The organism is Ruegeria sp. EL01, from assembly GCF_900313035.1.
Taxonomy (GTDB): Bacteria; Pseudomonadota; Alphaproteobacteria; order Rhodobacterales; family Rhodobacteraceae; genus Ruegeria.
Map to the genome: position 1 here is coordinate 1 of NZ_OMPS01000005.1, position 13,079 is coordinate 13,079.

General features: G+C 52.6%; 17 protein-coding genes. 9 read left to right on the forward strand and 8 right to left on the reverse strand.

The genetic code is table 11. The features are described from left to right. Positions 1-411: ATP-binding protein (locus D9K61_RS04690; protein WP_120632110.1), on the forward strand; the 411-nt coding region annotated here is incomplete at its 5' end. Positions 412-650: 239 nt separating this feature from the next. Here D9K61_RS04690 and D9K61_RS04695 read toward each other — a convergent pair. From D9K61_RS04695 to D9K61_RS04705, 3 genes are all read right to left on the reverse strand, one after another. Then, a complete protein-coding gene (locus D9K61_RS04695) occupies positions 651-1,811 on the reverse strand; it encodes a hypothetical protein (protein WP_120632111.1) in 1,161 nt (386 codons plus the stop codon). Between the two features lie 5 nt (positions 1,812-1,816). Continuing rightward, complete coding sequence (locus D9K61_RS04700) at positions 1,817-2,068, reverse strand: hypothetical protein (protein ID WP_120632112.1); 252 nt, start codon at positions 2,066-2,068, stop codon at positions 1,817-1,819. 163 nt (positions 2,069-2,231) lie between these two features. Beyond that, on the reverse strand, positions 2,232-2,822 hold the full coding sequence (locus tag D9K61_RS04705; protein ID WP_120632113.1) for a recombinase family protein: 591 nt from the start codon (positions 2,820-2,822) through the stop codon (positions 2,232-2,234). A 155-nt stretch (positions 2,823-2,977) separates the two neighbouring features. On the opposite strand from D9K61_RS04705, the gene D9K61_RS04710 reads away from it, so the two are divergent. Beyond that, a complete protein-coding gene (locus D9K61_RS04710) occupies positions 2,978-3,325 on the forward strand; it encodes a hypothetical protein (protein ID WP_120632114.1) in 348 nt (115 codons plus the stop codon). Here D9K61_RS04710 and D9K61_RS04715 read toward each other — a convergent pair. Then, a complete protein-coding gene (locus D9K61_RS04715; RefSeq protein ID WP_120632115.1) occupies positions 3,322-4,101 on the reverse strand; it encodes a hypothetical protein in 780 nt (259 codons plus the stop codon). The genes D9K61_RS04710 and D9K61_RS04715 overlap by 4 nt on opposite strands. A 111-nt stretch (positions 4,102-4,212) precedes the next feature. On the opposite strand from D9K61_RS04715, the gene D9K61_RS04720 reads away from it, so the two are divergent. Together D9K61_RS04720 and D9K61_RS04725 are read left to right on the forward strand one after the other, a co-directional pair. Further along, positions 4,213-4,482, forward strand: coding sequence for a type II toxin-antitoxin system ParD family antitoxin (locus tag D9K61_RS04720; protein WP_120632116.1), 270 nt, complete (start codon positions 4,213-4,215; stop codon positions 4,480-4,482). Between the two features lie 8 nt (positions 4,483-4,490). Beyond that, positions 4,491-4,784, forward strand: a complete 294-nt coding sequence (locus D9K61_RS04725; RefSeq protein WP_120632117.1) for a type II toxin-antitoxin system RelE/ParE family toxin — start codon at positions 4,491-4,493, stop codon at positions 4,782-4,784. Here the strand turns inward: D9K61_RS04725 and D9K61_RS04730 are convergent. Then, positions 4,778-5,527 carry a hypothetical protein gene (locus D9K61_RS04730; RefSeq protein ID WP_120632118.1) on the reverse strand — a complete coding sequence of 250 codons (750 nt, stop codon included), beginning with the start codon at positions 5,525-5,527 and terminating at the stop codon, positions 4,778-4,780. The two genes, D9K61_RS04725 and D9K61_RS04730, sit on opposite strands and share 7 nt — an antisense overlap. Positions 5,528-5,758: 231 nt before the next feature. Between D9K61_RS04730 and D9K61_RS04735 the strand changes: the two genes are divergently transcribed. From D9K61_RS04735 to D9K61_RS04755, 5 genes are all read left to right on the forward strand, one after another. Continuing rightward, positions 5,759-6,058 carry a hypothetical protein gene (locus D9K61_RS04735; protein ID WP_162946742.1) on the forward strand — a complete coding sequence of 100 codons (300 nt, stop codon included), beginning with the start codon at positions 5,759-5,761 and terminating at the stop codon, positions 6,056-6,058. A 52-nt stretch (positions 6,059-6,110) separates the two neighbouring features. Next, positions 6,111-6,269, forward strand: a complete 159-nt coding sequence (locus tag D9K61_RS04740) for a hypothetical protein (protein WP_162946744.1) — start codon at positions 6,111-6,113, stop codon at positions 6,267-6,269. Positions 6,270-6,337: 68 nt separating this feature from the next. Next, positions 6,338-7,984 (forward strand): type IV secretory system conjugative DNA transfer family protein, encoded by a 1,647-nt coding sequence (locus D9K61_RS04745; RefSeq protein WP_216825747.1) that lies wholly within the window; start codon positions 6,338-6,340, stop codon positions 7,982-7,984. 37 nt (positions 7,985-8,021) lie between these two features. Continuing rightward, positions 8,022-8,615: a hypothetical protein gene (locus tag D9K61_RS04750; protein WP_120632122.1), complete on the forward strand. Its 594-nt coding sequence runs from the start codon at positions 8,022-8,024 to the stop codon at positions 8,613-8,615. 38 nt (positions 8,616-8,653) lie between these two features. Beyond that, positions 8,654-10,210 (forward strand): recombinase family protein, encoded by a 1,557-nt coding sequence (locus tag D9K61_RS04755; RefSeq protein WP_216825748.1) that lies wholly within the window; start codon positions 8,654-8,656, stop codon positions 10,208-10,210. On the opposite strand, the gene D9K61_RS04760 is transcribed toward D9K61_RS04755, so the two are convergent. Genes D9K61_RS04760 through D9K61_RS04770 form a run of 3 tightly spaced genes read right to left on the reverse strand, consistent with a single transcriptional unit; the run spans position 10,155 to position 12,848 of the window. After that, positions 10,155-10,643: an AraC family transcriptional regulator ligand-binding domain-containing protein gene (locus D9K61_RS04760; RefSeq protein WP_120632123.1), complete on the reverse strand. Its 489-nt coding sequence runs from the start codon at positions 10,641-10,643 to the stop codon at positions 10,155-10,157. The two genes, D9K61_RS04755 and D9K61_RS04760, sit on opposite strands and share 56 nt — an antisense overlap. A 6-nt stretch (positions 10,644-10,649) precedes the next feature. Continuing rightward, positions 10,650-11,804, reverse strand: coding sequence for an aminotransferase (locus D9K61_RS04765; protein WP_120632124.1), 1,155 nt, complete (start codon positions 11,802-11,804; stop codon positions 10,650-10,652). 27 nt (positions 11,805-11,831) lie between these two features. After that, positions 11,832-12,848, reverse strand: coding sequence for an Ldh family oxidoreductase (locus D9K61_RS04770; RefSeq protein WP_120632125.1), 1,017 nt, complete (start codon positions 12,846-12,848; stop codon positions 11,832-11,834). Positions 12,849-13,079 lie beyond the last annotated feature (231 nt).

The window sequence follows — 13,079 nt, forward strand, 5'->3', positions numbered from 1 at the left end:
ACCCACGTGGCGCTCGGCCTCGGTATGGCCGCCTGCCAGAAAGGCCTGGCGGTTCGCTTCACAACCGCTGCCGCAATCGTCCACGAGTTGATGGAGGCCCGCGACGAGCGCCAGCTCCTGCGGCTGCAAAAGCAACTGGTGAAACAGAAGCTCCTGATCATCGACGAGCTGGGCTTCGTGCCCCTCAGCAAAACCGGCGCTGAGCTGCTGTTCGAACTGATCTCCCAAAGGTACGAACGCGGCTCCATCATGATCACCTCAAACCTGCCCTTCGATGAGTGGACGGAAACGTTCGGATCAGAGCGCCTCACCGGTGCCTTGCTCGACCGGCTGACCCACCATGTCAGCATCCTGGAGATGAACGGAGAAAGCTATCGTCTGGCACAGAGCAGGGCTCGGCAGAACTCCTAATACGCGGAAAAGATTGGTCCTGACGGACCAAGACGCCTTGGCAACCGCCAGCTATTTGGGAGCGCGTTTGCCAAGGCGTCGGCCACCCAAGCAATGGACGACTTTTGCTCCGCCCCGTGGCAGAATTTTACTCCGCCGTTGACATGCTGAGCCCATTCTTATCGAGCAAGTTTTCAAAATTTCTTCGAGTCAGTGTTCAGAATAGCCAGTTGTGGTTTGAGACTCTCAAAACGTAGAGCTTAATCAACTCGCACAGCGTGGAATTCGCCGAATTCAAACAGAACTTCATTGTCGCCGAGATCGCCCCAATCCTCAACAAAGGGCTGCCAACTCGACCCACTAACATCGAAGTGAATGGCAGCCGCTTCCAATCCATTTGGTATCAGCGAGAGAGTGGACTGTGTTTCTGCTACATTCACATCCGTGCGGACCCGCTCATCGAAAACATCATAATAATTTCCTTCTTCGGGAAAGCCTTCTGGAACAACAAAAAAATTAAAACTATCCGGCCAGACCAGTGTTGGAGCACCGCCATTATTGGTATGAAAAGCACTCTTTAACGACAACGAATCGTAGCGGAACTCGATTACAAGATCGCTTCCATCCTCAAAGACACGAGACTCAAATCCATAGCTGTATGCCGCTGCAATCGCCATATCCAATCCATCGTCGGGTTCATAGCCACCGCGCAGCGGGCGCTTGTCATCCGATATTCGACCAATCGCAAGAAGCCCGTCTGCACCCGCATTCACTGGTAGAAGAACAACTGGCGCAGTCGGCCCATCATAGTGAACGAAACTCTCAAACTCCAAAGGGTCAAATTCATCCGGGGTATCTCGATAGGTTTTTGAGACCTTCTCAAGATCGCCGGAGAAAAGAGCTGAAGGATTGTCCTGATCACGTGCAACTGTGGTGAGAACTGAGGCAACTGCATCGCCGATATGAAACGTTCCAACAAGCTGATCGTACACCCGGCGTGGCAAGTGTTTTGTTTCATCGTCGCTTACCATCCACGCATCAGCACCACTTTGGGAAAAGTAAATCGGATCAGTGAAGTTCTTCCCGACGTCAGGAAAGCGCCATCTGACAACAAGGCTATTTAGGCTGGCACCGCTTAGTAATGCAGTAAATTTTGAGGAACTCTCTTGAGCGTCATCTCTTGCCTGATCACGCTGAGTCTCAAGTTGGCCAACAAGTGTTTGATGCCGTTCTTCTTCACGAACGGCCTTTTGTGCCGCTGACACAGAGTTTTGCCAAGTCGCATATATACCGACCAGCAGACCCGCGACGGTTATGCAGGTTGCAATGATGGCATTCCTGTCGTTGCGTTTTTCTTTAAACCAGATTCCAAACAACGCCGACGCACCGCCGATCAATATAGCCGATGTTGCAAGCCACATGGCCCTTATCCTTCCATCCCAGCAATGCAGTTATAGATAGCGTCCGAACTGCTGCATTTGTTGGTGCGGAACGCAGAAATTAGTTCAAATTTGCCTGTCGACAGGTTAACGTCATAGGCACCTTCGATGAAAAGGCCATAGTGCTGGTCGATAACTTGAGCACCACCGGCCTCGTCAGCTCGAGCGTATGGGAAATGAAGCGAGAGGTAGAGCGGAAAAACGCTCAATCCGGCAATAAATGTACGTCTTTCAAGCATAGTAACTCAATATACTTATAAAATCGTAAGCAACCCAGCATCGTGTGGCTGCCCGTCAATACTAAGTGCTTTGGAGGAGTTATTCCATATAAACCGTTATCACATCTTAAGCCGTTCGTCACGCTATGGTTGCGCGACATCCATCAGCGCCGCCCGCTAACCGCTATTCCAGACGGTCTAAATGTCGTCGTAGAGTGATACGATTTACCTTCATTTTCCGGGCTATTTCAGCAACCGTTACTCCGCCTTCGGACATGATGCGTTGAGCTTCCAAAATGGTATCGCTATCGAGCGCCGGAGGACGACCGAGGCGCGCACCGCGCTTCCGGGCTGCATTCAATCCGGTGCGTGTGTTTTCAGCAATGATATCGCGCTGGAATTCCGCAAACGCGCTGAACAGGTGAAACACAAGTTTGCCACCGGGCGTGGTTGTGTTGATCCCTTCGCTGATGGAACAGAAATGTACGTTCTTCTTCTGAAACCAGATCAGAAGATCGGCAAGATGCAGGACAGAGCGCCCAAGCCGATCAAGTTTGAAAACCACAACGGTATCGCCAGCCTTTAGTTCGTCCAACATGGCATCAAGGCCGTTGCGACTGGCTTTCGTGCCGGAAATGCCGTGATCTTCGAAGACCAAATCACAGGCAACGTTCTCAAGGGCATCGCGTTGCATGCGGAGTTTTTGGTCTTTTGTCGAAACCCGTGCATAGCCAATCCGCCGCCCCGGTGCGTCGATGATTGGCCAAATGCTCATTCCGTCACCTGTTCAAAAACGAACCTTTCTGAACAGGTGGCGCGAAATGCGCACTGGGATGATTTGCAACCGCGAAACAGGCGGTTTCTGGAGTGTTCCAAATATACAGTTTCCATAGTCCAATTGAAAGTGTAAGTGTTCAAAATCCTTCGTTTATGATCACTCGTAATACATTGTTTTCAAAGGCATTTATGACATTTTTGATGCTTCATCCACAGCTTGTCGTGGCAGGCGATTTTACTGGCGCAGATGTGTTGGAATGGAGTTTAGAAAGCCAGAGCAGCTTTTACCAAACATCTATTTCTATGGCAGGAATTGTTGCGGCAAGAACGGGCAATCACGATGAGATCGTGACATGTATCAACGGTTGGTACTCAAGTTCGCATCAACTGGAGCGGAATAGCTATATCCGCAATAAACTAAGGGATTTTTCGACTTACCACCCACAAGGTGTTATTCTCGCCGTGCTGGAAGAAGCATGCGGCGACTTTGACAGAAGTTAGAATTTCGGGATTTCTGGACTTGAACTAGAAAGCACACTACCGGAGCTGGCCACTGATGGTGTTGGTGCTGAAGCCAGTATGTCATCAAAGTTCGAATTTACGGACTCTTCGATTTCGTCCATGCGTTCTTTGAACCCTTCCAGCTCATCGCTGGTTTCAGCATGGGATTCATCTTCCATTGCTGCCTGCATGTCTCCAATCTCGGCCTGCCCAGATCGGATATCACTTTCAATTGCGTTCAACCGTTCTAGGCGTTCATTGTCTGCTTGAAAGCCTTCATAGCTTGGTTCATCGCCATACCAGATAATCGTGGCCGCAAGTTCGGCGGCGACGACTGCTCCATCTTGTGTCCGCACGTCACCTTTTACATCTTTGAATACCTTCGTACCGTCCGGTAGGCTTGCCGCGCGATCTAGATTGTCATCAATGGAATTTCGGGTTTGCTCAATTTGAGCCTGAACTTTCTCAAGCAAGGCATCCAATCGGGTCTGTGCATCAGAAAGGGCAGTTTGCGTTTCTTCAAAAAGCGCTGCGTATGCGGGATTTTCTAGCATCATCGCTTGTAGTGCGCTTAGGGCGGCGTCTTTGCGAGCCTCACGTTTTTCATAACCCTTTGCTTCTTTGGCATCAGCGCCCAAGAAGCGGGAAATTCTTCCCACATCACGTCCGGCCATCTCGTTTTGAAGATCATCAAAGTCCCGCGCATGACGGGCAAAGCGCTCGGTTAGTTTGGTTTCAATGTCATTTTCGTCTAAAGTCACAATGAAATTATACACTTAACTGAATTAAGGATTGGTTAACCAAGAAGAAGCCCGTGCAAAACTGCCATGTTGAGCATTTGGCAATCTGTCGCATTATGTGCTACAATTCTTGGATAGGAGACAAACATGGCACGAAACCCAAGTATATCCCTGACGGATCATCAGCAAGAATTTGTACGCACGCTTGTAGATAGCGGACGTTACCACGGCGTGTCGGAAGTCGTCCGCGCCGGGCTGCGCTTGCTTGAAGACGAAGAAGAGCGCCGAGATGCCGAGCGCCAGATACTGCGCGCCGGAGTTCAGGACGGCTTGGCTGATATTGAAGCGGGCCGCGTTTCTGACTTTGACCCAGCGCGCATCATCGCCAAAGGGGAGTCGCAGCGATCAAGCCGCTAACACTTCGGATAACTGAAAAGGCGGAAAATGATCTGGCGGAAATCTGGACCTATATCGCAGAGGATTCGCCAAACAACGCAACCGCGTTCATTAATCAAATCACTGAACGATTTGAACCGCTTCTCCAGCACCCCGAGATTGGACCGTCCCGCGACGAGCTTGCACCCGGATTGCGCGTCCATTTCCACAAGAATTACGCGATCTATTATACCGCCTCGGACGAAGACTTGATCATTGTCCATGTCGTGCATGGTTCGCGGGATGCTGTGGCCCTGTTCGCAGAGTCGGGCGCAGATCACTGAATCGGATGTTTGATCAAGTATTTCCGCATATCGCCATAAATCATGTGGCTTGGATCAATGGATAGGCGGTGGCCGGATGTGGCGGCTTTCAGTGCATGCTGAAGCTCCACGAGTTTTAGCTCAGCGAACTTATGTTCCACCTCGATTTTCAACGAACCAACAGTCCATCTACTGGCAGGGTCTTGTTCTGCGGCTTCGATGTCTTTGATACGATCAAGGATAACGGCTTGAAGCTGCATGACAGCGGCGGGAGGCTCTTCTAATTTTCCGCGTGTGCTTGATGACTTGCAGTAGAAACGCACTGCCATCTCGATAAGTAGAAGCCCGCACTGCTCGTCAGTTGGTTCGCGATTTCCCGGATATTGAAGCGCAACCAACGATGCGAATGCATCACTCTGGGAAACAGCCTTTAAGAGTATTTCGCCTTGCTGCTCAATTCGACCATAAGGATATAGAAAACGCCCAGCCCCACCAAATAGCCGTTTGTCGGTTTGTAGGGCCTCAAACATCTTGCCCCGCAACTCCCAATAAGTGTCCCGGATCGTGCGAACAGAAATACTAGACTCCGCATGTAGTTCATTGGGCGTCTTTGCCTCTGCAAAACCACGCAAAATTCTTAGGAACTTATACTCGGATTGCTTGGCGTTTTTGACGTAGCGGTTCTTTAGTTTCGGCGGTGGTTTTGGGAGCCTAGATCTCTTGATTTTTATTGGAGGCATATTCAAGCCTTTGAAATTATGCATTTAAAATCGAATATACGAAACCCTGCTTCCGTGGGCGGCTTTTCTGGCCATGCAACATCGGCTAGGTAAGCGTCATGCCGAACAACACGGCAAACCGCCTCCAGTGAGGCACACAAGGGCATAACCCGCCCACCCGAAACTGACAACGACAAACCACGCTGAAAATCTCATTTTCAGTGCTCACCCAAGCTGTGTCTAACGCAGCCCCAAACAAAGAAAGGAACGAAGAAGATGCATCCACACCAATACAACTCCGGTCCCGGCGGCGGCGGTCCCGGGGCTGACATGAAAGGAGGGTTCGCGACCTGCGCTGCGGCCATGGTTTCGATCCTCATCACCCCGATCTTCGCCGAATACACGATGCCTTACGTCATCTGGCTCGCTGAAGATCACTACGAGCGCGAGACCGTCGGTCTTATCGCTTTTGCGTGGGACATCATCGCATGGCCGATGACGTTCTTCGCAGCCCGTGCTGCCATTGGCGCAGCGCTCACTATGGCAGGCGTCTATCTCGCATACCGCCTGATCTAAGCCAATTTGGCTGGCTGCAATGACGTGGCCAGACATCAAAACTGAAACAAATATGAAAGGATACAAAATGCCTAAAACAACCAAACGTCCCATTGGGACCATCTACGTCAACGAAACCAAAAAGACCTTCGGAGACAAGCTGAAGGAAGGAGCTTCTGCTGTCTGCGGGATCACCGTCTTCCTCTGGCTCCTGTCCATTGCGTTCGGCTGACATAAAAACAGGGATGGCGGCAATACCACCGCCATCCTTTCCCAGAAACAAACATGAAAGGAAACGTCATGACTTTTGACGAACAATACCCCTATGGCTCGGCGCGATTTGCCAGCCCCATTGAAATCAACCGCGCGTTTCGCGCACAAGGCGGCGTACCCTTTGCCTTCCACGGCAAGCGCAAGCTGTATCACTCTAAACAGGCGGGCATGCTGCTGATCGGCGGCGCTGGCTCTGGCAAGTTCACCTCCGTCCTTGCGCACATTATGAATGCGCCGGGGCGCGGCAATGAGCCCGCGCGCTATGCCATCTTCGATCCAAAGCGCGAGCTGCGTGCGGTGTTGGAGCCGTATTTTGCGAGCATCAAGGCGCGCGTCTATGAGATCAATCCGTATTTCACACATGGGGCGTCCGGCTCAACGCTTTCGCTCTTTAGCCACCTAAAAGAAGATAGCCCGCGTTTGGTCGCTGATAGCCGCCGCGTGGCCCGCACATTGCTGCCCGATAGCGGCAGCGGGGATGCGGCCTTCTTTGATCAGAAGGCGCAAAACTGGCTTGATGCGTTGCTGCGCGGTCTTGCCCATACAGCAAACGGCGTCTCGCCAACCTCACTCTTTGATCTGCTTGGCATGATCCGCTCCGAGCCAGAATCTTGGGAGCTCTATGCAGAAATGCTTGCACAGTGTGGCGAGCCTGACTTGCGCATCACCTATGATGAGATGCTGGACATGGCCGCAGAAAGCAGGCGCACCTTTGATTCCGTCATGGGCAGCATGACCAATGCGCTGGCTTTCATGACCGATCCGCGCCTGCAAAGCGCCTTCACCAGCACGCACCTTGCGGACTTCACGCTGGATGTGCTCTGCGAAGACAGTCCTGATCCGGTCTTTGTGTTCTTCGTCATGCCACCAGAGATGACGCAACAAAACGCACCTCTGATCCGTCAGTTTTTCTCGACGCTGCGCACGATCAAGCAATCCAAGCCAGAAGCGCCGACGCTCAATCTGGTGATTGATGAGGCTGCCCAGCTTGGGCCGTTTCCAGAGATTGCCGAGTTCTATTCGATTGGTCGCGGCTTCGGGCTTTGTCCGGTCTGCGTCTATCAAGATATCGGCCAGATCAAGCAGAACCTTGGGCCAACAGGCGCGATGACGCTCTCGGCCAGTGCTGATCTGGAAGTGTATCTCGGCGGCGGCATCTCTGATCTTGAAACCGCGCGCCATCTCAGCGCCAAGCTCGGCAATCAAACGCTGGAGCTAGAAGATCATCTTGTCCAGCACCGCGCGGATCGCCAGATGCGCGAGGCCATGCATGATGCTCTGTTTGGCAAAGCTGATGGCATGCGCACTGGCCTAGCCATGAAAACGTTGGACTATGAGCGTGGCCACAAACGCAAGCAAGCGCGAGCGTTGCGCACGCCAGAAGAAATTCTGGGCATGCCGCACAATCAAACGCTCGTCATGGCATCGGGCTACGGCATCCCGCCCTTCATGGCGGACAAGCTGCCGTATCACACGATGGGCGCTTATCGCGGCTTGTACGGACCCAATCCGTATTTTGATGCGGACCCAAATTCTGTGCGCGTGCCTGCATCATGGGGGCGCAAGAAAAAGCTGCGCGTGATCCATGAGCCTGTGCCATCCGCGCTTGCGCATCTTCCTCAATATCAAAATGGCGAGTGGTCCTATCTCGATGGCCACCGTCCGAAAATCTAAACTACCAAATCTGAAACAATCAAAAAGGAGTTACACAGTGAAACACGAAACGATCCAAACCAGAAACATGGCCGGAATTTGCACAGCAGAATCCGATTATGGTAAACTTAAGGTAGAGCAAAATTTTGAAGCAATGACCGAAGGTGGTCATCACCAGCTGCTCGCATCAGCATCGCCAAATCTGGCGCTGCCACCTCAAGGGCAAGACGGACAAACCGCACATCCAAGTAATTTGGATGATGGCAAACGCGCGCCAGTATCAAAGGCGAACAAAGGAGGTCCTGCCATGAAAGATGAAGATAGTATTGGCAAAGCTCCATCGCTTTCCAAGGAACTGGGACTTGCTCTTGAAAAAAGCAGCCAGCGCTCAGTTGAGATCGATACATCCAAGTATCAGAAATACTTGGATGATCCCGCGCTCACTGACGATCAGAAAGAAGAGATCGTTGTAGCGCTGTGGTCTGTCATTACAGGCTTCATGGATCTCGGCTTTGGTATCCAGCCAATGCAAGAAGTCTGTGGAAAAAACACCGAAACGGTTGATCATGATCAAGCAACGGATTCTAATGGGTCCAAGCCTAAATCCAAGACCCTGCAAAACGCATTTAATGCGGCCAGCGATGATACGTAATCGCGCGCCGCCTAAGGAGACAGAAAGAGAGGCCAGCAGTGGCACACGCTCAGACAAAACAAGAAATTCAACTCACGGCAGTGATCTATTGCCGTGTGTCGTCAACCAAGCAAAAACTGGATGGCGGCGGGCTGGAAAGCCAAGAACAACGTTGCCGCGCCTATGCGGATCAAAACGGCTACGAAGTTGCCGCCGTATTCCCCGATGATGCATCGGGTGCTGGAGATTACATGAAGCGCCCCGGTATGGTTGCTCTTCTGAGTTTCATTGATGCACAGCCAGACAAAAATTTCGTTGTTATCTTCGATGATCTAAAGCGCTTTGCGCGCGAGACAGAAATGCACATCAAGCTGCGCCAAGCTTTCAAGCAGCGCGGCGCGGCGGTGCAATGCCTCAACTTCAAGTTTGAGGACTCGCCCGAAGGCAAGTTCATTGAAACGATCATCGCCGCTCAAGGCGAGCTAGAGCGCGAACAAAACTGCCGCCAAGTCGTCCAAAAGATGAAAGCTCGCGTCGAAAATGGCTTTTGGGTTTTCAGAGCGCCTGTTGGCTATGAGTACGTTTCCGCCAAGGGCGGGGGCGGTAAAATCTTGGTACACCAAGAACCTCAAGCTTCTGTTGTGCGTGAAGCACTTGAAGGCTTTGCATCAGGACGATTTGCAACGCAAACCGAGCTGCGCGGCTTCTTGGAGGCGCACCCACATTTTCCAAGTGATAAGCCAGATGGCGGAATTCGCCCTCAAACCATCGTCCGCTTGTTGAACAAGGTCGTCTATGCAGGGCTAGTGAATGCTCCCGTCTGGGGTGTTTCGACCCGCAAAGGCCAGCACGATGGCCTGATCTCGGTCAAAACCTATGAGAAAATTCAAAAACGCCTGAACAAGGGTGTTTATGCGCCTTGGCGCAAGGATATCAAAGAAGACTTCCCGCTACGCGGTACTGTCGCATGCGATTGCTGTTCAACGCCGCTGACTGCGGGGTGGACCAAAGGAAAAACCAAGACCTATCCGTATTACTTCTGTCGCCAGAAAGGCTGTGAGAAGTATGGCAAGTCGATTGCACGCGCAAAGATCGAAGGAGCCTTCGAAGAGCTTCTGGAGACGCTACAGCCCTCCGAGGGGCTAATCGACATGGCAAAGGCCATGTTCCGTGATGCATGGGATCAGCGCATCGCTCAGGCCGCGTCTATGGCATCATCTGTTAGCAAGCAGATCAAGGAAACTGAGAAGAAGATTTCGGATTTGGTTGAGCGCATCATGGATGCATCCAATGCGCGCGTGATTACCGCCTATGAGAAACGCATTGAAGAGCTGGAAACGCATAAGCTTATTTTGGCGGAACAACGCTCTGGAATGACAAAACAGCGATACACCTTCGAGCAATTGTTTGAACTCTCCATGAAATTCCTCTCAAGCCCCTTTATTCTATGGGCGTCTGGGAGTTTTTCATTGCAGAGAACAGTGCTAAAACTAGCCTTTGTAGACCATTTGAGTTACTGCCACGAAAATGGATTTAGAACTCCAAAAACTACCTTACCTTTCAAGGCTTTAGGGGTAATTTCAGGTCAGAATGAAGAGATGGTGCCCCTAGGGTGAATTCCACAAAATGTGTATCAAGCATCAAATTCGGCCCCAATCCGTCGACGACGAAATCAACATGAGTGGGGGTCTCGCGGATCTCGACGATGGCGCGCGGACGTGTCACCGGAGCGAAGTGTTTCACATGATAGAGAGCTTCGCGCAGGGTGGTCGAATTGAACAGAATATAGGTCAGCAGCGACGTGTTGCGCGGATCAAGGGAAACACCGATCTCGGCCCCATAATAGGGCGTGTTGAGGTGTCCGGCCAAGTAGTCCAGTATCTGGGCCTCTACCCCGCGCGGAATCTCTGTTCCGATCTCATCCAGAGTATCCGGCGGAAGATTTGTTGCCGCAAGTGCTCCTCGCGCATGAGGGGCAAGGTGCGGCACGCGAAAGATCGACAACAGCCAGTGATTTGGCACCCGATCTTGAGGATCTAACCGTGTCATCAAATGCTACGACCTCTGCGACCCGACAGTTTCATCATCCTGCCCCTGCTCGGACAGAAACTTAGAGACGCGGGACAGACCTTCCTTAAGGATGTCAGGTCCGTTTGCATATCCGACGCGAACATACCCCTCCATGTTCAGCGCGGAACCCGGCGTAAACATCACGCCTGTTTCCTGCAGCAGCTTCACACAAAAGTCCCGAGAGTTGATCGGCAGGTCGTACTTCAGCAATGCAGTGGTTCCCGAGCGTGGCCTAACCCAGGACATTTTGGGCTCATGTGTCACCCAGTCATGCAGGATAGCCAGATTTCCACGGGTTATTCGCTGGCTGCGCGCCAACACCTTGTCGCGATTTTCAAGCGCCAGAGCCGCAAAATGATCGTCGATCATACCGACTGAGATCGTGTCGTAGTCACGGTGGATCGTGACAGCCTCGATCACCTGCTTTGGGGCCGCGATCCATCCCAGACGCAACCCGGCAAGGGAATACGCCTTGGACATACCTGCGGTGCTGATACCCTTTTCATAGATATCCGCAATCGACTCGGTCATGCCCGAGCCGGCCTGATCCGTGCCGCGATAGACCTCGTCGCACAAAATCCAGGCATCCGCCGCGCGGGCGATGGCCGCGATGTCTTCCAGCATTGCCCGATTCATCAGCGCACCGGTTGGATTGTTCGGGTTATTGAGTGCGATCAACCGGGTGTCCGGCGTTACCAACTCGCGCAGCTCATCTAGATCAGGGAGGAAAGCGTTGTCTTCGCGCAATTGCAGCTGATGCACATCGGCACCGATGCTGGCCGGGATTGAATAATGTTGCTGATAGGTCGGCACAACTGCCACCACCCGATCCCCGGCCGAGACGAGCGTCCTATGAACCAGCATATTTGCACCAATGGTGCCATGGGTGACGATGATATTTTTGACAGATTGCTTGTCATACAAGGCGGCGATGGCCTGGCGCAAACGATCGGAACCTTCGATTGCACCGTAGGTCATCTTCATGTCCAAAAGGTCCGATAGATCGTTTGCGTTTCGACCGGTCAGTGTCAGCAGTTCCTGAATCGTCAGGCTTTCCACACATGTTTCTGCCAGATTCCACTCGCAACTGGTTTCCCATTCGTTCATCCAGATTTCGACGCCAAAGGGGTCAATTTTCATGGAAAGGGCTCCTCTCTGTTGTTTGCGTCACCCTTGCGACATCATTGTTTTGAGCTGTGCCAGAAGATCCTTGCTGACGGCGACGCCCTTGGCCTCGGCCTCGACACGTTTTTTTAAGCGCCCATCACCGGGAACCCTTGCGTCATCGTTACCTTCAATCTCGGAACAGATCCGCGAAATGTAGTCGTCAAAGGCGACGTTGCCAAAACGGGTCGGATCGATCGCAATCAATGTCGCGCCACCCTTGATGTTCAGCGCACCATGCTCTTTGCGCTGCTCGTTGTCGACCGAGAGCGTTCCACCGGCCAAGGCGGCGCCCAGAACTTCAATCAAAAACGCAATGGCTGCGCCTTTATGCGCACCAAACGGCAACAGGCTTTGGGTTTCCAGAATGGCCTCGGGATCAGCGGTCGGGTGACCTTGCGCGTCCAGACCAGCGGGTTGAGGCAGGGCGCGACCTTCGGCGGCAGCCATCTTGATGTCCATCAAGGCAACCGTTGATGAGGCCTGATCCCAGACCACAGGAGCCCCACCCTCACGCGGGCAGGCAAAAGACATCGGGTTGGTGCCAAAAACAGGGCGTAAACCACCATGAGGCACGACCAGCGACAGTGAATTGACGACTGCAAGCGCCACAAGCCCGGCTTCGGCCAGTGGCTCTGTGTCAAAGCGCAGGGCCCCAAGGTGATGGCAATTGGCGCAGGTAAAGGCCGCAATGCCGTTCTGACGGGCAAGTGCGATCAAGTCCTCGCGGGCCATATTTGCTGCGATCTGATAGTAGCCATTGTCGCCATCTCCGCGAAGTACGCCGGGTGCAATGCGTTCAATCGTTGGGGTTGCTGCGGCATTGGCGTAACCCGAGGTAAAGCTTTGCACATAGAACGGTAGGTTTCGCAGGCCGTGACTGCGCGGGCCATCCCGTTCCGAGCACATTACGATGTCAGCGATCACGTCGCTTCCGTGATCATCCATGCCTGCCGACACCAGGACCGACTTGGCCAGCGCCCGCACTTCAGCGAGCGAGAGCAGTTGCGTTGAGTTCATAGTCAAATGCGGAATTCCTGTCTGTTCAGATGACAAAGCGGCCGTGATGGTGGCCAATCTGCATTCGCACTTTAAACCGATCCGCTGGTTTTGAAAGATCGGTTGCTGTGCCCATTCCAAACAGGGTTCACCCGGCCCGGAACACTAGTGCTCTGGCCGCTACAAGTCCGCCAAGGTCCAACAAGAATGCTTGGCAACCAGGTGGCGACCTGCGGGAACAGAATGATCACC

Bases quoted from the DNA above. Each gene is read 5' to 3' on its own strand.
- D9K61_RS04695 (WP_120632111.1), bottom strand. From the start codon at position 1,811: ATGTGGCTTGCAACATCGGCTATATTGATCGGCGGTGCGTCGGCGTTG.
- D9K61_RS04700 (WP_120632112.1), bottom strand. From the start codon at position 2,068: ATGCTTGAAAGACGTACATTTATTGCCGGATTGAGCGTTTTTCCGCTC.
- D9K61_RS04705 (WP_120632113.1), bottom strand. From the start codon at position 2,822: ATGAGCATTTGGCCAATCATCGACGCACCGGGGCGGCGGATTGGCTAT.
- D9K61_RS04710 (WP_120632114.1), top strand. From the start codon at position 2,978: ATGATCACTCGTAATACATTGTTTTCAAAGGCATTTATGACATTTTTG.
- D9K61_RS04720 (WP_120632116.1), top strand. From the start codon at position 4,213: ATGGCACGAAACCCAAGTATATCCCTGACGGATCATCAGCAAGAATTT.
- D9K61_RS04730 (WP_120632118.1), bottom strand. From the start codon at position 5,527: ATGCATAATTTCAAAGGCTTGAATATGCCTCCAATAAAAATCAAGAGA.
- D9K61_RS04735 (WP_162946742.1), top strand. From the start codon at position 5,759: ATGCATCCACACCAATACAACTCCGGTCCCGGCGGCGGCGGTCCCGGG.
- D9K61_RS04740 (WP_162946744.1), top strand. From the start codon at position 6,111: ATGAAAGGATACAAAATGCCTAAAACAACCAAACGTCCCATTGGGACC.
- D9K61_RS04745 (WP_216825747.1), top strand. From the start codon at position 6,338: ATGACTTTTGACGAACAATACCCCTATGGCTCGGCGCGATTTGCCAGC.
- D9K61_RS04760 (WP_120632123.1), bottom strand. From the start codon at position 10,643: ATGACACGGTTAGATCCTCAAGATCGGGTGCCAAATCACTGGCTGTTG.
- D9K61_RS04765 (WP_120632124.1), bottom strand. From the start codon at position 11,804: ATGAAAATTGACCCCTTTGGCGTCGAAATCTGGATGAACGAATGGGAA.
- D9K61_RS04770 (WP_120632125.1), bottom strand. From the start codon at position 12,848: ATGAACTCAACGCAACTGCTCTCGCTCGCTGAAGTGCGGGCGCTGGCC.